18 protein-coding genes are annotated in these 17,863 nt (G+C 70.2%); 8 read left to right on the top strand and 10 right to left on the bottom strand.

Annotated features, from left to right (window positions below; translation table 11 throughout):
* Nucleotides 1–38: 38 nt before the first annotated feature.
* The 3 genes from AYL44_RS09165 to AYL44_RS09155 all read right to left on the bottom strand — a co-directional run bounded on the left by AYL44_RS09165 (nucleotide 39) and on the right by AYL44_RS09155 (nucleotide 3,352).
* The gene (locus tag AYL44_RS09165) at nucleotides 39–1,043 is read right to left on the bottom strand and encodes a sugar phosphate isomerase/epimerase family protein (protein ID WP_064002994.1); all 1,005 of its coding nucleotides are present in this window, start codon (nucleotides 1,041–1,043) and stop codon (nucleotides 39–41) included.
* Between the two features lie 34 nt (nucleotides 1,044–1,077).
* Nucleotides 1,078–2,223, bottom strand: a complete 1,146-nt coding sequence (locus AYL44_RS09160) for a Gfo/Idh/MocA family protein (RefSeq protein WP_064003239.1) — start codon at nucleotides 2,221–2,223, stop codon at nucleotides 1,078–1,080.
* A gap of 82 nt (nucleotides 2,224–2,305) precedes the next feature.
* Nucleotides 2,306–3,352 carry a substrate-binding domain-containing protein gene (locus AYL44_RS09155; protein WP_064002993.1) on the bottom strand — a complete coding sequence of 349 codons (1,047 nt, stop codon included), beginning with the start codon at nucleotides 3,350–3,352 and terminating at the stop codon, nucleotides 2,306–2,308.
* A 320-nt stretch (nucleotides 3,353–3,672) separates the two neighbouring features.
* Between AYL44_RS09155 and AYL44_RS09150 the strand changes: the two genes are divergently transcribed.
* The 8 genes from AYL44_RS09150 (at nucleotide 3,673) to AYL44_RS09115 (ending at nucleotide 11,971) form a co-directional block, all read left to right on the top strand.
* Nucleotides 3,673–5,148 carry a sugar ABC transporter ATP-binding protein gene (locus tag AYL44_RS09150; RefSeq protein ID WP_064002992.1) on the top strand — a complete coding sequence of 492 codons (1,476 nt, stop codon included), beginning with the start codon at nucleotides 3,673–3,675 and terminating at the stop codon, nucleotides 5,146–5,148.
* Complete coding sequence (locus tag AYL44_RS09145; RefSeq protein WP_064002991.1) at nucleotides 5,145–6,212, top strand: ABC transporter permease; 1,068 nt, start codon at nucleotides 5,145–5,147, stop codon at nucleotides 6,210–6,212. Before AYL44_RS09150 ends, AYL44_RS09145 begins: the two co-directional genes overlap by 4 nt.
* Before the next feature lie 106 nt (nucleotides 6,213–6,318).
* Entirely contained in the window at nucleotides 6,319–7,497 is a 1,179-nt protein-coding gene (locus tag AYL44_RS09140) for an ROK family transcriptional regulator (protein WP_064002990.1), read from the top strand.
* A 66-nt stretch (nucleotides 7,498–7,563) separates the two neighbouring features.
* Nucleotides 7,564–8,241 carry a YqaJ viral recombinase family protein gene (locus AYL44_RS09135; RefSeq protein WP_064002989.1) on the top strand — a complete coding sequence of 226 codons (678 nt, stop codon included), beginning with the start codon at nucleotides 7,564–7,566 and terminating at the stop codon, nucleotides 8,239–8,241.
* Nucleotides 8,242–8,369: 128 nt separating this feature from the next.
* A complete protein-coding gene (locus AYL44_RS09130; protein ID WP_064002988.1) occupies nucleotides 8,370–10,049 on the top strand; it encodes an MDR family MFS transporter in 1,680 nt (559 codons plus the stop codon).
* 10 nt (nucleotides 10,050–10,059) lie between these two features.
* Complete coding sequence (locus tag AYL44_RS09125; RefSeq protein WP_064003238.1) at nucleotides 10,060–10,536, top strand: MarR family winged helix-turn-helix transcriptional regulator; 477 nt, start codon at nucleotides 10,060–10,062, stop codon at nucleotides 10,534–10,536.
* Between the two features lie 125 nt (nucleotides 10,537–10,661).
* Nucleotides 10,662–11,693 (top strand): NADP-dependent oxidoreductase, encoded by a 1,032-nt coding sequence (locus AYL44_RS09120; protein ID WP_064002987.1) that lies wholly within the window; start codon nucleotides 10,662–10,664, stop codon nucleotides 11,691–11,693.
* Nucleotides 11,693–11,971, top strand: coding sequence for an acylphosphatase (locus tag AYL44_RS09115; RefSeq protein ID WP_064002986.1), 279 nt, complete (start codon nucleotides 11,693–11,695; stop codon nucleotides 11,969–11,971). Before AYL44_RS09120 ends, AYL44_RS09115 begins: the two co-directional genes overlap by 1 nt.
* A 4-nt stretch (nucleotides 11,972–11,975) precedes the next feature.
* Here the strand turns inward: AYL44_RS09115 and AYL44_RS09110 are convergent, their stop codons facing one another.
* The 7 genes from AYL44_RS09110 to nusG form a co-directional block, all read right to left on the bottom strand.
* Nucleotides 11,976–12,761: an amino acid ABC transporter ATP-binding protein gene (locus AYL44_RS09110; RefSeq protein ID WP_064002985.1), complete on the bottom strand. Its 786-nt coding sequence runs from the start codon at nucleotides 12,759–12,761 to the stop codon at nucleotides 11,976–11,978.
* A complete protein-coding gene (locus AYL44_RS09105; RefSeq protein ID WP_064002984.1) occupies nucleotides 12,748–13,422 on the bottom strand; it encodes an amino acid ABC transporter permease in 675 nt (224 codons plus the stop codon). Before AYL44_RS09105 ends, AYL44_RS09110 begins: the two co-directional genes overlap by 14 nt.
* A gap of 70 nt (nucleotides 13,423–13,492) precedes the next feature.
* The gene (locus tag AYL44_RS09100; protein WP_064002983.1) at nucleotides 13,493–14,287 is read right to left on the bottom strand and encodes an amino acid ABC transporter substrate-binding protein; all 795 of its coding nucleotides are present in this window, start codon (nucleotides 14,285–14,287) and stop codon (nucleotides 13,493–13,495) included.
* A 112-nt stretch (nucleotides 14,288–14,399) separates the two neighbouring features.
* Nucleotides 14,400–15,440: an NAD(P)H-dependent flavin oxidoreductase gene (locus AYL44_RS09095; protein ID WP_064002982.1), complete on the bottom strand. Its 1,041-nt coding sequence runs from the start codon at nucleotides 15,438–15,440 to the stop codon at nucleotides 14,400–14,402.
* Nucleotides 15,441–15,513: 73 nt separating this feature from the next.
* Nucleotides 15,514–16,203 (bottom strand): 50S ribosomal protein L1, encoded by a 690-nt coding sequence (rplA, locus tag AYL44_RS09090; protein WP_064002981.1) that lies wholly within the window; start codon nucleotides 16,201–16,203, stop codon nucleotides 15,514–15,516.
* Nucleotides 16,204–16,216: 13 nt separating this feature from the next.
* The gene (gene rplK / locus AYL44_RS09085) at nucleotides 16,217–16,648 is read right to left on the bottom strand and encodes a 50S ribosomal protein L11 (RefSeq protein WP_064002980.1); all 432 of its coding nucleotides are present in this window, start codon (nucleotides 16,646–16,648) and stop codon (nucleotides 16,217–16,219) included.
* Between the two features lie 188 nt (nucleotides 16,649–16,836).
* Nucleotides 16,837–17,847 (bottom strand): transcription termination/antitermination protein NusG, encoded by a 1,011-nt coding sequence (nusG, locus tag AYL44_RS09080; RefSeq protein ID WP_064002979.1) that lies wholly within the window; start codon nucleotides 17,845–17,847, stop codon nucleotides 16,837–16,839.
* Nucleotides 17,848–17,863 lie beyond the last annotated feature (16 nt).

Below are 17,863 nucleotides of genomic sequence, written 5' to 3'. Positions count from 1 at the left end.
ACCAGCGCACGCCCTCGCGCGCTGACCACGCGCGCGGGTCAGTGCGAGGAGAAGGCGGCGTCGAAGGCGGCGGCGGACGGCTGGTACGTCGAGAGGCGGCGGATGAAGGCGAGCGCCTCGGGGGCTCCGACGAGGCGGTCCATGCCGGCATCCTCCCACTCGACCGACAACGGACCGGTGTAGCCGATCGCGTTGAGCATGCGGAACGCGTCCTCCCAGGGCACGTCGCCGTGCCCGGTGGAGATGAAGTCCCAGCCGCGCCGCGGGTCGGCCCAGGCGAGGTGCGACGAGAGCCGCCCGTTGCGTCCGTTGCCGAGGCGCTTCTTCGTGTCCTTGCAGTGGACGTGGATGATCCGGTCGCGGAAGTCCCACAGGAACGCCACGGGGTCGAGGTCCTGCCACACCATGTGGCTCGGATCCCAGTTCAGGCCGAACGCCTCGCGGTGGCCGATGGCCTCGAGCGCGCGGTGCGTGGTCCAGTAGTCGTACGCGATCTCGGACGGGTGCACCTCGTGGGCGAACCGCACGCCGACCTCGTCGAACACGTCGAGGATCGGGTTCCAGCGGGCGGCGAAGTCCTCGTAGCCGGCGTCGACCATGTCCTGGGATGCCGGTGGGAACATCGCGAGGTACTTCCAGATCGACGACCCCGTGAAGCCGGTGACGATCTTCACCCCGAGCTTCGCGGCCATCCGGGCCGTGTCCTTCATCCCCTCGGCGGCACGCCGCCGGACCCCCTCGGCGTCACCGTCGCCCCAGACGCGGTCGGAGAGGATGTCGCGGTGCCGCTGATCGATCGGGTCGTCGCACACCGCCTGCCCACCGAGGTGGTTGGCGATGGCGTGCACCTGCAGTCCGTTGCGTTCCAGGATCTCCCTCCGGCTGCGGACGTAGGCGGCATCGTCCCAGCGGGACACGTCGAGGTGGTCGCCCCAGCAGGCGATCTCGAGCCCGTCGTAGCCCCACTCGCCCGCGAGGCGCGCGACCTCGTCGAACGGCAGGTCGGCCCACTGGCCGGTGAACAGCGTGATCGGTCGCGCCATCGCGGATCCTTTCTCGGATGCGGGGGTCCCGCGGTCAGTCGTTCGTCTGCACCCAGCGGCTCTGGTCCGCGGAGCTGCGTTCCACCGCGTCGAGGACACGCTGGACGTGCAGGCCGTCGGCGAACGACGGCCGTGGCGCCGTGCCCTCGGCGATGGCCGTCGTGAAGTCGACGACCTGGTGGGAGAAGCCGTGCTCGTAGCCGAGCATGTGGCCGGTGGGCCACCACGGCGACAGGTAGGGGTGGTCGTGCTCCGTGACGAGGATGCGGCGGAATCCGAGTTCGGTTTCAGCCGCGGTCGCGTCGTAGAAGTCCAGTTCGTTGAGCCGTTCGAGGTCGAACGAGAGCGCACCGCGCGTCCCCGACACCTCCACCCGCAGCGCGTTCTTGCGCCCCGTCCGGTAGCGGGTCGCTTCGAACGACGCGAGGGCGCCCGAACTCAACCGCCCCGTGAAGAGCGCGACGTCGTCGACGGTCACGCGTCCGCGTTCCGTGCACGCCGTTCCCGAGAGCCCGATGCCCTCCCCCAGCAGGGGACGCTCCTCGACGAGAGTCTCGACGATGCCCGAGACGCTGTCGACGGTCTGCCCCGTGATGTACTCCGCGAGGTCGACCGCGTGGGCGCCGATGTCGCCGAGCGATCCCGAGCCCGCCTTCGTGCGGTCGAGGCGCCACGTCATCGGCGCCTCCGGATCGATGAGCCAGTCCTGCAGGTATTCGGCCCGCACCTGACGGACCTCGCCGATCCTGCCGGCGGCGACCAGGTCCCGCGCGAAGGTCGCGGCGGGGACCCGACGGTAGGTGAAGCCCACCATGGCACGGATGCCCCGCGCCGCAGCGCGCTCCGCGGCATCCGTCATCGCCTCGGCCTCGGCGACGGAGTTGGCCAGCGGCTTCTCACAGAGCACGTGCTTGCCGGCCTCGAGCGCGGCGATCGCGATCTCGGCGTGGGTGTCGCCGGGGGTGACGATGTCGACGACGTCGATGTCCTCGCGGGCGATCGTGGCCCGCCAGTCGGTGGAGGACTCCGACCACCCCCACTTCTCCGCCGCAGCGGCGGTCGACGCCGCGTCGCGCCCGGTCACGACCTGCATGACGGGATCGAGCGGCAGGTCGAAGAACCTCGGAGCGACGCGCCACCCCTGCGAGTGGGCGGCGCCCATGAAACCGTGGCCGATCATCGCGACCCGCAGCGTGTCCGTCATGTCGGTGTCCTCTCGGAGATGGTGGGGGCGCCCACGCACCGGGCGCCCCCGTCGATGATCACTCGAACGAGAGGTCGATGTACTGGTCGACGTTGTCCTTCGTGACGACCGGTGCGTCGAGGACAATCCGGTTCGGGATGCCGGGGGTGATGATGTCCCCGAGCGTCTTGTTCTGAGCGATGAGGCGCGCCAGCGCGACCCCGTCGGCCGCCTGGGTCGACGGGTAGATCACGGTCGCCTTCAGGACGGTGTTGTCATCCTTGATGGCCTCCATCGCGGCCTTGCTGCCCGCGCCGCCCATCATGAAGAACTCGTCGCGACCGGCGGAGTCGATGGCGGCCATGACGCCGATGCCCTGGTCGTCGTCGTGGTTCCAGATCGCGTCGATCTTCGGGTTGGCCGAGAGCAGCTGGGATGCCGCGGACTCCCCGCCGGCGACGGTGAAGTCGGCGGCGACACGGGCGGAGACCTCGAGGCCGCAGTCCTCGAGCGCATCCTTGAAGCCCTGCGAGCGGTCCTGGGTGAGCGGCAGCGAGTCGATGCCGGCGATCTCGGCCACCACGGCATCCGAGGTGCCCTCGAGCTGCTCGCAGATGTAGGTGCCCGCCGAGACGCCCATGCCGTAGTTGTCGCCGAGGATCGTCGCGCGCGCGGCGAACGGGCTCGAGAACTCGCGGTCGACGTTGATGACGGGGATGCCGGCCTCCATCGCGGCGATGGCGGCCTCGGTGAGCGCGGCACCGTCGGTCGGGAGCAGGACGATGGCGTCGACGCCGTCGTTGACGAACGTCTCGACGGCGGCGATCTGGGCGATGGGATCGTTCGTCCCTTCCGCGGTCTTCAGTTCGACGTCGTCGAAGCTGGCAGCGGCGTCCGCGGCGCCGGAGTTGATGGCGCCGAGCCAGCCGTGGTCGGCGGCGGGACCCGAGAAGCCGATCGTGACGGTGTCGCCGCTCTCGGCGTTCTCCTCGGCCGACGTGCCCTGGTCGACGACGCTGTCCTCATCGGCGCCGGTGCCCGTGCACCCGGCCAGCAGACCGATGGCGGCCGCGGCGGCGGCACCGGTCAGGACGAGGCGCGTCCGGGCGGTCATGCGTGAGCGCATGTCTTCCTCCTTGAATGTGATGCAGCTCTGGTGTGAAGCGGCCAACGCGTCTCTCGGTTTCGAGTACTCACACGAGGAGGGTCAGCGCTGACGGGATGAACATAACAGAACGAATGTTGGAATGGTCAACTTTTGTTCTTGAGAGCGCAAAAGTCTCCAACCGGCGGACGCGGGCGGTAACAGGCGCATTCGCGCGTATCGTCGGCTCGACGCGCGGGAGCACCCCTTCCTTTTTGCCCTCGCGGGCCGTGAACCCGGCATGTTATGTTCACCGCGTGATCAAAGTCGACCATGAAACGTCATTACTCGACGTCCGCGGCGTGACGAAAGCCTTCGCCGGCGTGCGGGCGCTGCGCGGCGTCGACCTCGAGGTCCGCGCCGGCGAGGTCCACTGCATCCTCGGGCAGAACGGTGCCGGCAAGTCGACGCTCATCAAGACCCTCGCCGGCGTCCACCGACCGGACGAGGGCGAGATCCGGTGGGACGGCGAGGTCGTCGAGATCCCCGACCCGGACGCCGGGCTCGCGATGGGCATCGCGACGATGTACCAGGAACTCGACGTGGTCGACGGCCTCACCATCGCGGAGAACATCTTCCTCGGGCACGAACTCTCGCGCGGCGGATTCACCCGACGCGGCGAAGCCGCCGCACGGACCCGCGAGCTCCTGCGCCGACTGGGACACGCCAGCCTGTCACCGCACCTCGAGGTGAGCCAGTTGAGCGCCGCCAACAAACAGATCGTCGCGATGGCCCGCGCGCTCTCGCACGACGTGAAGCTCATCATCATGGACGAGCCGTCGGCCGTCCTCGACACCCACGAGGTCCAGAACCTGTTCGGCGTCGTGCGGGAGCTCACCGCCGCCGGGATCGCCGTCGTCTACATCACCCACCGACTCGAGGAGATCCGCCAGATCGGCGACCGCATCACCGTCCTCAAGGACGGCAGGACCACCGCGACGGGGCTCCCCGTGGCCGACACCCCGACGCCGGAGCTCATCCGTCTGATGACCGGCCGCGAGGTCGCGAACGTGTTCCCCACGCACGCCCCCCTCCCCACCGACGCCCCCGTCGTGCTGGACGTCGACGGGCTCTCGCTGCGCGGCGTCTTCGACGACGTGTCGTTCCAGGTCCGCGCCGGCGAGGTGGTGGGCCTCGCGGGGCTCGTCGGGTCGGGACGCTCCGAGATCCTCGAGACCGTCTACGGTGCCCGTCGCGCGACGGCCGGCACGGTGTCTGTGGCGGGCCGCCGACTGAGGCGGGGCTCGGTCGTCGACGCGGTCGCGGCGGGGGTCGGCCTCTCGCCCGAGGAACGCAAGAGCCAGGGGCTCGTCCTCGACGAGCCGATCGCGATGAACGTGACCCTCCCCTCGATCCCGCGCTTCGCCCGCGCGGGGTTCCTGGACTTCCGCGCCGAGCGAGCCGCCGCCCGGCAGCAGATCGACGCCCTGGAGCTGCGACCGGCGGATCCCGATCGTCCGGCGCGCACCCTGTCGGGCGGGAACCAGCAGAAGATCCTTCTCGCCCGATGGTTCGTGCACGGGACGCGGGTCCTCCTGCTCGACGAGCCGACGCGCGGCGTCGACGTCGGCGCCCGGGCGGAGATCTACGCCCTCATCCGGCGGCTCGCGGCCGACGGCAACGCCGTCGTGATCGTCTCCAGCGAGATCGAGGAGGTGATCGGACTGTCCGACACCGTGCTCGTCGTCGCGGAGGGCCGCATCCTCTCCACCGTCCCCTCCACCCAGATCGATGAGCACGGCGTGCTCGACCTCGTCATGAAAGGAAGCGCCGCGTGAGCGAGCAGACCACCACGGGGGCGGACGCTCCCCTCACACCGACGGAACCCGCGGCGACGACGTCCACCGTCACCGCCCCGGACGCGCCCCTGTGGCGCCGCATCCTCTCCGGCTCCGTCGGCCGCAACCTCGGCCTCGTCCTCGCCCTGCTCGTCCTCGTGATAGTGGGGGCGGCGACGGCACCGGACACCTTCCTCGGCCTGTCGAACATCATGGTGATCCTGCGTCAGGCCTCGATCGTCGGGGTGATCAGCATCGGGATGACGCTCGTCATCATCGCGGGCGGGATCGACCTCTCCGTCGGCTCGGTGCTGGGCCTCGCCTCGGTGGTGGGGGCGCTCGCGGCGGTGCAGGACCTCGCCGATCAGACCCACTGGATCGTCATGGTCCTCGTCGCCCTCGCGGTCGGCGTGTTCGCGGGACTGCTGAACGGCATCGTGATCGCCTACGGCAACGTGGTGGCCTTCATGGCGACCCTCGCCATGCTCGTGGGGGCGCGCGGCCTGGCCGAGATCCTCGCCGACCGGCGGACCCTGCAGGTCGGCGGGCAGCGCGAGTTCATCACCTTCATGAACCTCGACATCCTCGGTGTCGACATGCTGATCTGGATCTTCCTCGTCGTCGCCGTCCTGGGATGGGTGCTGCTGAACCGGACCACCTTCGGCCGGCGGACGGTCGCCATCGGCGGCAACCGCGAAGCGGCACGCCTGGCCGGCATCAACGTCAAGCGGCACGTCCTGTACCTCTACGCCCTCTCCGGGCTCTGCGCGGGCATCGCCGGCGTGATGATCCTCGGGCGCACCACGGCGGGGACCTCGGTCAACGGTCAGCTCTACGAACTCGACGCGATCGCGGCTGTCGTCGTCGGCGGGACCCTGCTGATCGGTGGACGCGGGACGATCACGGGCACCGTCCTCGGCGTCCTCATCTTCCAGACGCTCACGAACGTCTTCATCCAGAACAACCTCACGTCCTCGGTCCAGGCCGTCGCGAAGGGCGTCATCATCGTGGTGGCCGTGCTCCTGCAGCAGCGGTTCGCACGTCCCGCCGGTCGCTCGTCCTGAGACGCGTCCCCCCGGCGTCACATGGGAGGCTCCCCAGCGCCGCCGGGGGACAATTGACGGACGCGGGACACGCGCCCGCCGGCAGCAGGACCTGGAAGAAGACCCGATGACAGACTCCCCCTCCCTCGCCAGCGGCGTCAGCGAGCTCTTTCAGCTGCTCCGCGATGGCGTGCCGCGCACCCGGGCCGAACTCGCGAAGTCGACCGGGCTCGCGCGCTCCACCATCGCCGCGCGGGTCGATGAGCTGATGCGGATGGGGCTGATCGCGGCCGTCGCCGACAAGGTGTCGACCGGGGGGCGACCGCCGTCGCAGTTCGCGCTCAACCCCGCCGCACGGGTCGTCATCGCGGCCGACCTGGGGGCGTCGCACGCGACGGTGGCGATCGCGGATCTGGCCGGGACCATCCTCGCGGAGTCTTCGGAGCCGATCGACATCGCCGACGGACCGGATGCCGTCCTGTCCTGGCTCCTCGACGGCGCGCGCCGACTGCTCACCCAGGTCGGTCGGGACGACACCGCCGTCGCGGCGATCGGCATCGGCGTCCCGGGACCCGTCGAGCATTCGAGCGGCAAGCCGTCCACCCCGCCGATCATGCCCGGGTGGGACGGGTTCGACATCCCGGGGTGGCTGCAGGCGCACATCCCGGTCCCGGTGCTCGTCGACAACGACGTCAACACGATGGCCCTCGGCGAGCGCGCCACCGCGTGGCCGTCGGTGGACAACCTCCTCTTCGTCAAGATCGCGACGGGGATCGGCGCCGGCCTCATCTCGGACGGGCACCTCCAGCGCGGCGCGCAGGGTGTCGCGGGCGACATCGGGCACGTCCACGTCGCCCGTGGCGGCGATGTGCCGTGCACGTGCGGCAACCGGGGCTGCCTCGAGGCCCTCGCCTCGGGTCCCGCGATCGCGCGCACCCTCCGCGCGACGGGGGTGGAGGCCCACACGGTGAACGACGTGGTCGACCTGGTCAAGCACGGCAACGTCGACGCCATCCAGGCCGTCCGGCAGGCCGGACGCGACATCGGCGAGGTGCTCACGACGTGCGTGAGCCTCGTCAACCCCTCGGTCATCGCCATCGGCGGATCGATGGCGCGGGTGGGCGAGCACCTGATCGCCGGGGTGCGCGAGGTCGTGTACTCCCGTTCCGCGCCGCTCGCGACGGCGCACCTGTCGATCGTGCAGTCCGCGACGGGTGCGGAGGCGGGCGTCCTGGGCGCCAGCATCCTCGCCGTCGAGCATGCGCTCTCCCGGGACGTCCTCGCCGCGGGGGTCGCGACCGTCTGATCGGTCGACGGCCCCGCGCGGCGGGTCGGGGCAGCCCCTGCGGGAGGGGCGACTTAGGATCGACGGGTGACTCCCGAACTCGCCGCCCGGATCGTCGCGGACTCCCGCGACCGGGTGGCGTGGATGCGGGCCCGCTCCCGCGGGATCACGGCCACGGACGTCGCCTCGCTCACCAGCGAGAGGGCGATCGCCCGGGCGGCCGAGGCGAAACTGAACGGCTCCGGATTCAGCGGCAACGCCTACACCGACCACGGCCGACGGCGTGAGCCCGAGATCGCCGCATGGGTCGCGGCGACCCACGGCATCCGTCCGTCGTCGGCGCTGTTCCACGCCGAGATCGAGAAGCGGCACCTCGCCACCCCCGACGGGATCATGGTGGATGCCGCGGGCCGCGTCACGCTCGCCGAGATCAAGACGACCAACAAGACGTGGAAGTCGATCCCCCGTACGTACCTGCGTCAGGTGTGGTGGCAGCAGCACGTCCTCGGCGCCGAGCGCACGCTCGTCGTGTGGGAGGAGCACCAGGACTTCGTCCCGCTCCGAGACGAGCCGCGGTGCGCCTGGATCGATCGCGACGAGGCCGAGATCGGGTCCCTCGTGCGCCTGGCGACCGCCTTGATCGACGAGCTCTACCACCGCACGACCGGTAAGACGCCGCCGGTGCGCGAGACGGCCGCGCCGGTGAGCCGCCGCGAGCAGCTGCGCGAACGCGACATCTTCCGCGCGCTCGCCCTCGCCGACTGATCCCCCGTGATGAGGCCGCCTCCGGGCGGTGTTCCGTCGCGCGTCCGGGAGATAGTTGACGTGGATCAAATGACGGCATATAGTTGACGTCTATCAAATGTTGACCTGAATCATCTAACAGGAGTTGCATGTCCACCTCGACCCCCACCGCGCCGCGCCGGGTCCTCGCCCCGCTGTCGGGGCTGCTCCTCGGCATGTTCGTGTCGATGATCGCGTCGACGGTCGTCTCGACGTCGCTGCCCGTGATCATCCACGACCTCCAGGGCGACCAGGGCGCGTTCACCTGGGTGGTGACCGCCACCCTGCTCACCACGGCCATCTCGACGCCCATCTGGGGCAAGCTCGCGGACCTCGTGAACCGCAAGGCGCTCTACCAGATCGCGCTCGTCATCTTCGTCCTCGCGACCGCCGCCGCCGGGTTCGCACAGGACCCCGGCACGCTGATCGCATTCCGCGCCGTGCAGGGACTCGGCGCGGGAGGCCTCGCGGCCCTCAGCCAGGTGCTCATGGCCGACATCATCAGCCCGCGTGAGCGCGGCCGCTACATGGGCCTGTTCGGCGCCGTAATGGCCGTCGCGACCGTCGGCGGCCCGCTGCTGGGTGGCGTCATCACCGACGCGTTCGGCTGGCGCTGGAACTTCTTCGTGTCGCTCCCGATCGCCGTCGCCGCGCTCATCATGGTGCAGCGCACCCTGCCTCACTCGAGCGTGAGCAGTCGCCGTCCGAAGATCGACTACCTCGGCATCGTGCTGCTGTCCACCGCCGTCTCGCTGCTGCTCATCTGGGTCACCAGCGCCGGCTCCAGCTTCGATTGGTGGGGCACCGAGACCATCCTCATGGTCGGTGGCGCCCTCGTCGCCGCCGTGCTGTTCGTCGTCGTCGAACTGCGCACCAGCGAGCCGCTCGTGCCGCTCACCCTCTTCCGCGACCGCACCTTCACCCTCGCGGTCGTCGCCTCGATCGCCACGGGCATCGCGATGTTCGGTGCGTCGGTCTTCCTCGGCCAGTACATGCAGATGGCCCGCGGCGCCACGCCGACCGAGGCCGGCCTCATGACGATCCCGATGATCGCGGGGCTCCTGCTGTCGTCGGTCGGTGTCGGTGCGCTCATCACGCGCTTCGGCCACTGGAAGCCGTACCTCGTCGTGGGCAGCATCCTGCTGACCGCCGGCGCGACCCTCCTGTCGACCATCCACTACGACACCGACTTCTTCCTCGTCTCGGTCTACATGTTCCTGCTGGGCGCGGGCGTCGGCATGACGATGCAAAACCTCGTCCTGGCGGTGCAGAACACCGCGAAGCCGTCGGAGATCGGCGTCGCGAGTTCGGGTGTGACCTTCTTCCGCAGCCTCGGCGGCACCGTCGGCGTCTCGCTCATGGGCGCGGCGCTCGCCACGCGCGTCACCGACCTGTTCGGCGGAGCGCAGGAGAAGATCGTCGCCGCCCTCACCGCCCTCGGGCCCGAGGGGGCGACCTGGGCCAAGCAGCTCGCCTCCGGCGCACTCCCCCGCGTCGCCACCATGCCCGAGAGCCTCCGCGTGATCGTCGAGGACATCTACGCGCAGGGCATCTCGTCCGCGTTCCTCATCGCGGTGCCGTTCGGTGTGATCAGCATCCTGGCCGTGATCTTCCTGCCCAACCGCAGCCTCAGCACCATGACCACCTCCGAGCGTCGCCAGGCGTCGGAGGCCGACCTGGCCACCGTGTCGGTGCCTGCCGGAATGGATGCCGTCACCGCGACGGGCACGGTTCCCGTGGTCGCCCCCGACGCCCGGACGGACGAGGCCGCGAGCGAGGCACGCCGATAACATGGACACGATGTCCGCAGCGACCGACCGAGAGGCCCGCACCCGCGCGGTGCGGGCCCTCGAGGGCGAGTTCAGCGACCTGATCACCCTCTTCCGGCGCAAGATCACCGAGAACGCCAACCGTGTGAGCCCGGGGATGCTGCCGGGGGCCTACAAGGTCTTCACGACGATCGTGCGTCACGAGCCGGTCACCCAATCCGCCCTCGCCGAGATGCTCCTGCTCGACAAAGGGCAGCTCAGCCGGAGCGTGCGCGAGCTCACGGAGCTCGGCCTCATCGAACGCACCCCCGACCCCAACGACGGCCGGTCGAGCCTGCTGAGCGCCACCGCGCACGGCCGCGACCGCCTCGCGGATGCCCGCGGCCCCCAGGAGGGCGCGCTGCTCGCCGCGCTGGAGGACTGGCGGGTCGAGGACATCGAGAACCTCGCCCGACTGCTGCACGCCCTCGTCGCCGGATCCCGACCCGACGGCAGCCCCACCACGTAGGCCGCCGCCGGGATTCTCGCTCCGGTGACGCCGACGTAACACCGTCGAGACAATGTCGCGATTGACTGGTCTTCCACCGAGCACCCCCGCGCTCGCCGTCGAGCGCAGGTGAGAAGGAGCAGCCGATGCGATTCCGGCCGCTGCGATCCGCAGCCCCCACCGCGAGCGAGGTCGTCGAGGTGACCGCTCCTCCCCCGGACATGCGCGGCGTGGTCTACGACGCCCCGGGCGACGCCGAGGCCCTCCGTGTCGCCCGGCTGCCCGTCCCGAAGCCCGCGCTCAGCGAACTGCTCGTGCGCGTCGTCGCCGCCGGCGTGAACCCGATCGACGCCAAGACCCGCGGGGGCCGCGGCCTGAACGGTCTCCTCCACGGGGACCCCACGCCCCTCGGCTTCGACTTCAGCGGGGTCGTCGTCGCGAGCCCGTTCGAGGCCCACCCGTTGCAGCCGGGCGACCCGGTGTTCGGGATGGCGGCCTTCCCCCGGACGGGCGGGAGCTACGCCGACTACCTCGTCGTGCCCACCCTGTCGGTGGCACGCAAGCCCGCCTCACTGTCGCACGTCGAGGCGGCGGGCGTGCCGGTCGCGGCGCTCACCGCCTGGGGACTCGTCGTCGAGACCGCTCACGCGCACGAGGGCCAGCGCGTCCTCATCCACGCCGGCTCCGGCGGCGTCGGTCACTTCGCCGTGCAGCTCGCGGCCTACTTCGGTGCCCACGTGACGGCGACCGGTTCGGAGCGCAACCTCGGCTGGCTGCGCGAGCTCGGGGCATCCGTCGCCATCGACTACACGACGACCCGCTTCGAGGAGGTCGTCGGCGAGGTGGACGTCGTCATCGACCTCGTGGGCAACGTCCACGGCGACACCGGTACGCGGTCCCTGACCGTCCTGCGCCCGGGCGGCCTCTACGTCATGGTGCCCACGGGAGCCTGGGACGGATACGCGGATGCCGCCGCGGCGGCCGGCGTGCGCGCGACCTCCTACAAGACCATCCCCGACGGTGCCGTGCTCGCGACGCTCGGACGCCTGCTCGACTCGGGTGCCGTGCAGGTCTACATCGACCGGGTGTTCGACCTCGCCGACGCCGCCGAGGCGCACCGCGAGCTCGAACGCGGCCATACGCGCGGCAAGATCGTGCTGAGCGTGGCGGACGCCTAATGCGCCGCATCCGCCTCGTCGTCCGAGGCATCGTCCAGGGCGTCGGGTTCCGCTACGCGATGCAGCACATCGCCGGCACGGTCGGCGCGACCGGCTGGGTGCGCAACCTGTCGGACGGCACCGTCGAGGCAGAGGTCCAGGGCGACGCCGCGGCCGTCGAGGCGGTCCTCGATTGGGCGGCGAAGGGACCCCGGGGCGGCGTGGTCGACGACGTCGCGATGACCGAGGTGCCGGCGGTGACAGGCGACGCGGGGTTCGAGATCCGCCGCGACGCCTGACGCCTCACTCCTCGAGCGGTCGCAGGATCCGGTCGAGGAAGCGCCGGGTGCGCTCGTTCTTCGGCGCGGTGAAGAGGTCGCGGGGGTGGCCGCGCTCGACGATCACGCCGCCGTCGAAGAAGACCACCTCGTCGGCGACCTGCCGTGCGAAGCCGAGCTCGTGCGTGACGATGACCATCGTCCAGCCCTCGTCGGCGAGCTCCTTCAGGACGAGGAGCACCTCCCCGACCAGCTCGGGGTCGAGCGCACTCGTCGGCTCGTCGAAGAGGAGCACGTCGGGCGCCAGGGCGAGCGCACGGACGATGCCGACGCGCTGCTGCTGACCGCCGGAGAGCTCATGCGGGTAGGCGTCCCGCTTCTCGGCGAGCCCCACGCGGGCCAGCAGCCGCTCCGCGTCGGCGACGGCGGCATCCCGCGCGACCCCTCGGGCGTGGACGGGACCCTCGATGACGTTCTCGAGGACCGTCAGGTGCGGGAACAGGTTGTGGTGCTGGAACACCATGGCCGAGCGGTCGCGGAGAGCGGCGCGCTGCTGCCTCGCCTCCTTGCCCTTCGCGGGGGCGGCGAAGTCCTGCGTCTGGCCGTCGGAGAAGGTCACCACGCCGGCGTCGGGAGCCTCCAGGCCGTTGAGGCACCGGAGCACCGTGGTCTTGCCGGACCCGCTCGGACCGATGAGGCAGACGACCTCGCCGCGACCGACGGCGAAGTCCACGCCGTCGAGGACGAGGTTGTCGCCGAAGGACTTCCGCAGTCCGGTCACGGCCAGCAGGGGGGCGTCAGTGTGCGACACGGCGATCGAGCCTCCGTTCGATGCGGTCCTGACCGAAGGAGAGGACGAGGCAGAAAAGCCAGTAGATGAACGCGGCCTCGATGTAGACGACGAGGAACTCCGAGCTGAACGCGGCGATGCGCTGCGCCGCGAGGAACAGCTCGGCCACCGTGATCTGCGCCACGAGGGACGTGTCCTTCACGAGCGAGATGAACGTGTTCGACAGCGGCGGAACCGAGACGCGCGCCGCCTGCGGCAGGATGATGCGCCGGAGCGCCGTGGCCCGCGGCAGACCGACGGTGAACGCCGCCTCCCACTGCCCCTTGGGGACGGAGAGGATCGCCGCGCGGATGACTTCCGCGGCGTACCCGCCGACGTTGAGCGACAGCGCGATGACGGCGGCCGGCCAGGCGTCGAGGCGCACATCGATCTGCGGCAGCCCGTAGTAGACCACGAAGATCTGGACGAGCAGCGGCGTCCCCCGGATGACGGAGATGTACGCCCGGGCGAGACCCGACAGCAGCTGGTTGCCCGAGATGCGCATCAGCGCCGCCGCGATCGCCAGCACGAGACCGATCACGAACGAGACGAGGGCGAGAGGGATCGTGACCGTCACCCCGGCCAGGAGCATCGGCCAGAACGAGCTCAGGACCAGTTGCCACGTATCGGCGTCCACCGGCATCCTTTCTCAGAACGGGCGACGGGCCCGATGGACGCCTCGCAGCGTCGCGCCGAGCCCGTCGGGGCCGGGATCACTCGGTGACGTCGGCTCCGAAGTAGGTCTCGCTGATCTTCGCGAGGGTTCCATCTTCGCGCAGCTCGTCGAGCGCGTCGTCGATCTTCTCGATCAGCGCCGTCTTGTCCTTGGCGGCGACGACGGCGCTCTGGGCGGGGTCGGTCTCGGCCGCGATCTTCAGGCCCGTGGGTCCGTTGGTCTTCTCGTAGTCGAGGAAGGTGAGCTTGTCGTTGACGGTCGCGTCGACGCGGCCCTGACGCAGCAGCTCGACGGCCTGGGCCCAGCCCTCAATCGGGGTGACGTCGGCGCCGGCTTCCTCGGCGAGCTGGAAGAAGTTGCTCGTGAGCGACTGCGCCGTCTTCTTGCCCTTCAGGTCGGCGAAGCTCGAGATCGAGTCGTCGCCCTCCTGCACAACGACGACGCTCGGCGACACGGTGTACGGCTCGCTGAAGAGGTACTTCTCCTCGCGCTCGGGGTTGATCGAGACCTGGTTGGCGATGACGTCGACGCGGCCCGCATCGAGACCGGCGAAGATGCCGTCCCACTGGGTCTCCTGGAACTCGACCTTCAGGTCGAGCTTCTCGGCGACGGCCTCGATGATCTCGACGTCGTAGCCGACGAGCTTGCCGGTCTCGTCGTGGTACGTGAACGGGCGGTAGGTGCCCTCGGTCGCGACCGTGAGCGTGCCCGCCTTGGCGAGACCGAGGTCCTCGCCGCCAGCACCGGGCTGCCCCGAACTCGTGGAGCAGGCGGTCAGCGCCAGGACGGTGCTAAGGGCGAGGGCTCCGAGGGCAGCGGTACGACGGGACATGGGTCTCCTTGGTGAGGGGGTGCCGGGATGCGGTCGCGCAGCAGCGGTGGCCGGCGCGGCCCTTCAGTACAACACGCAGCGGCCCGAGATCTTCCCCGGGTGACGGACTGTGTCAGCGCGGCAGCCCGCGGACCAGCTCCGCGAACACCGCCGCGGCGTCGTCCGACCGCGACAGGCCGGCCGCCTGACCCGCCCACAGCGAGACGAGGTCGCCGTCCTGTGCCGCCGCGGAGCGGAACGCCCCGGTCAGCCAGTTCTGCGCCGGGAACGGCGCAATCGCCCCGCCGTCCTCGATCGTCCGCACCGCTCGATTCGGGATGCCGCGGGCCAGGCGCCCGCTCATCGCCCGCGTCAGCACGGTGTCGGTGTCCGCCGCCGCCGCGAGTGCGCCTCGGTGCGCCTCGGCCGCCGCCGACTGCCGCGTCCGCAGGAACGCACTCCCCACCTGCACGCCCGCGGCGCCGAGCGCGAAAGCCGCCGCGACACCCCGACGGTCGGCCACGCCGCCCGCGGCGATCACCGGGACGTCGACGGCGTCGACGACCTGCGGCACGAGGGCGAACGTCCCCACGAGGGACTCCTCGGCCCGTCGCAGGAAGCTCACCCGGTGACCGGCCGCCTCGGCACCGCTCGCGACGACCGCGTCGACGCCGCCCTCTTCCAGCGCGACGGCCTCGGCGACGGAGGTCGCAGTGCCGATGACGCGGATGCCGCGACGATGCGCCTCGGCGACGATCTCCGGCGCGGGCACCCCGAACACGACGCTCAGGACGGCGGGCGCGGCATCCCACACCGCGTCGAGCTGCTCCGACAGGGGAGGGAGGAAGGATGCGGGCAGTGACGGCGGCTCGACACCCGCTGCCTCGAACAGCGGAGCGACGGCGTCGCGCGCCGCCGTCAGGTCGACCTCGTCGGGGCGAACCTCGTCCCCCGTCGGCAGCCAGAGGTTCAGGGCGAAGGGTCGGCCGGTCACGGCGCGCAGCGCGGTCGCGGTGTCGCGGATCCGGTCGCCCGAGTAGCCGTAAAGTCCGAAGGATCCGAGGCCGCCGCAGTCGCTCACGCTCGCCGTCAGCGCGACCGACGAGAGCCCGCCGAACGGGCCGAGGAAGATCGGGGCCTCGATGCCGAGGAGGGACTGCAGATCACCGGTCACGCCCCGACGCTACCAAGGGCGGGAACGACGACGGGGCCCCACCCGAAGGTGGAGCCCCGTACGGTCAGTGATCTCAGACGAGAGCGTTGACGTCCAGCGGGATGCCGGGACCGAACGTGGTCGAGATGGCGCCCTTCTGGATGTAGCGGCCCTTCGCGCTCGAGGGCTTCAGACGCACGATCTCTTCGAGAGCGGCGGTGAAGTTCTCGTTGAGCTGCTCAGCCGTGAACGACGCCTTGCCGACCACGAAGTGGACGTTGGCGTGCTTGTCGACGCGGAACTCGATCTTTCCGCCCTTGATCTCCTCGACGGCCTTGGCCGGGTTGGGGGTCACGGTGCCGGTCTTCGGGTTCGGCATGAGGCCGCGGGGTCCGAGGACCTTACCGAGGCGACCGACCTGGCCCATGAGCTCGGGGGTGGAGACCGCCGAGTCGAACGCGGTGTAGCCACCGGCGACCTTCTCGATGAGCTCGGCGCCACCGACCTCGTCCGCACCCGCGGCGATGGCCGCTTCGGCGGCGGGACCGGTCGCGAACACGATGACGCGGGCGGTCTTGCCGGTGCCGTGGGGCAGGATGACCGTGCCACGGACCATCTGGTCCGCCTTGCGCGGGTCGACGGCGAGCTTCAGCGCGACCTCGACGGTCGAGTCGAACTTCGCGGAGCCGGTCTCCTTCGCGAGGGCGACAGCCTCCTCGGAGGAGTAGAACGTGGAGCGGTCGATCTTCGCCGCTGCTGCTTCGTAAGCCTTGGACTTAGCCATGATGTTCTTCCCCTCAGTCCTCGACCGTGATGCCCATGGAGCGGGCGGTGCCGGCGATGATCAGCGAGGCGGCCTCGATGTCGTTCGCGTTCAGGTCGGGCATCTTGGTCTCGGCGATCTGACGGACCTGGTCCTTCGTGAGCTTCGCGACCTTGACGGTGTGCGGGGTCTTCGACCCCTTCGCGACGCCGGCGGCCTTCTTGATGAGCTCCGCGGCGGGCGGGGTCTTCAGGACGAAGGTGAAGCTGCGGTCCTCGTAGACGGTGATCTCGACGGGGATGACGTTGCCGCGCTGCGACTCGGTCGCGGCGTTGTACGCCTTGCAGAACTCCATGATGTTGACGCCATGCTGACCGAGCGCGGGGCCGATCGGCGGCGCCGGGTTGGCGGCACCGGCGTTGATCTGAAGCTTGATCAGGCCGGTCACCTTCTTCTTCGGTGCCATTCCTCTTCCTTTCACGAGCGGGACGGATGCCCCGTTCTCCCACGGTCCCGGCGGTTCCGGGTCGTGGTGGTGTCCGTGCGCGCGACGAAGCGACACACAAACCACATGAGTCTACCGCATCCGGCATCCTCCGGCAGCACGGCGAAGGCCCCGCCGGAGCGGGGCCCTCGCGTCGCGCGGTGCGGCGCTTACTGCTTGGTGACCTGGTCGAAGCTGAGCTCGACCGGCGTCTCGCGCTCGAAGAGCGAGACGAGGACCGTGAGCTTGCCGCTCTCGGGCTTGATCTCGGAGATCGATCCGGGCAGGCCCGCGAACGAACCCTCCTTGATCGTGATCGTCTCGCCGATCTCGAAGTCGACCTCGGTGACGACCGAGCGCGCCTGCGTGGCGGAGCCCTTGGCGGCACCGGCCTTGGCGGGGGCGACCTCCTTGGCCTCGACGAGGGGCTTCAGCATGTTGAAGGCCTCTTCGAAGCGCAGCGGCGTGGGGTTGTGGGCGTTGCCGACGAAGCCGGTGACACCGGGCGTGTGACGCACGACCGACCAGGTGTCCTCGTTGAGCTCCATGCGGACCAGCACGTAGCCGGGGATCCGCACGCGGTTGACCATCTTGCGCTGGCCGTTCTTGATCTCGACGACGTCCTCCATGGGGACCTCGACCTGGTAGATGTCATCCTCGACCTCGAGCGTCGACTTGCGCTGCTCGATGTTGGCCTTCACCTTGCGCTCGAAGCCGGCGTAGGAGTGGATGACGTACCACTTGCCCTCGAGGGAGCGCAGCTCCTGACGGAACGCCTCGTACGGGTCCTCGGGGGTCTCGTCCTCGTCCTCGTCGTCGCCGAGTTCGGGACCGTCGTAGGGGGCGACCTCGTCGGCGGCGGCCGCAGCGCGCTCGGCCTCCTCGTCGGCGAGCGACTCGGTCAGCACCTCGGCGGCGGCCTCGGCCTCGTCGGCCTGGTCGATCTCGAGCGCGTCGTTCACGATGCGGTCGGCCTCGGGGTCTTCGATCACGACGGCGTCCTCTCCCGTGGGCTCGTCATCGGAGGACTCGTCGTCCTCGATGTGCAGGGCGGCGTGCTCGGCGGACTCGGCGGAACGCTCCTGGTCGGCCAGGACGTTGCCCTCCTGGGCCTCGTCGTCCTCGCTGGACTGCTCCGCGGCGGTCGACCAGTCGGCGTCGTCGACATATCTTTCGGTCACGTCATTCACTTCCCTG

This window comes from Microbacterium oleivorans (assembly GCF_001644225.1).
Classification (GTDB): Bacteria; Actinomycetota; Actinomycetes; order Actinomycetales; family Microbacteriaceae; genus Microbacterium; species Microbacterium gawkjiense.
The sequence above is the reverse complement of the archived record's forward strand: the minus strand, read 5'-3'. Positions and strand labels throughout refer to the sequence as shown.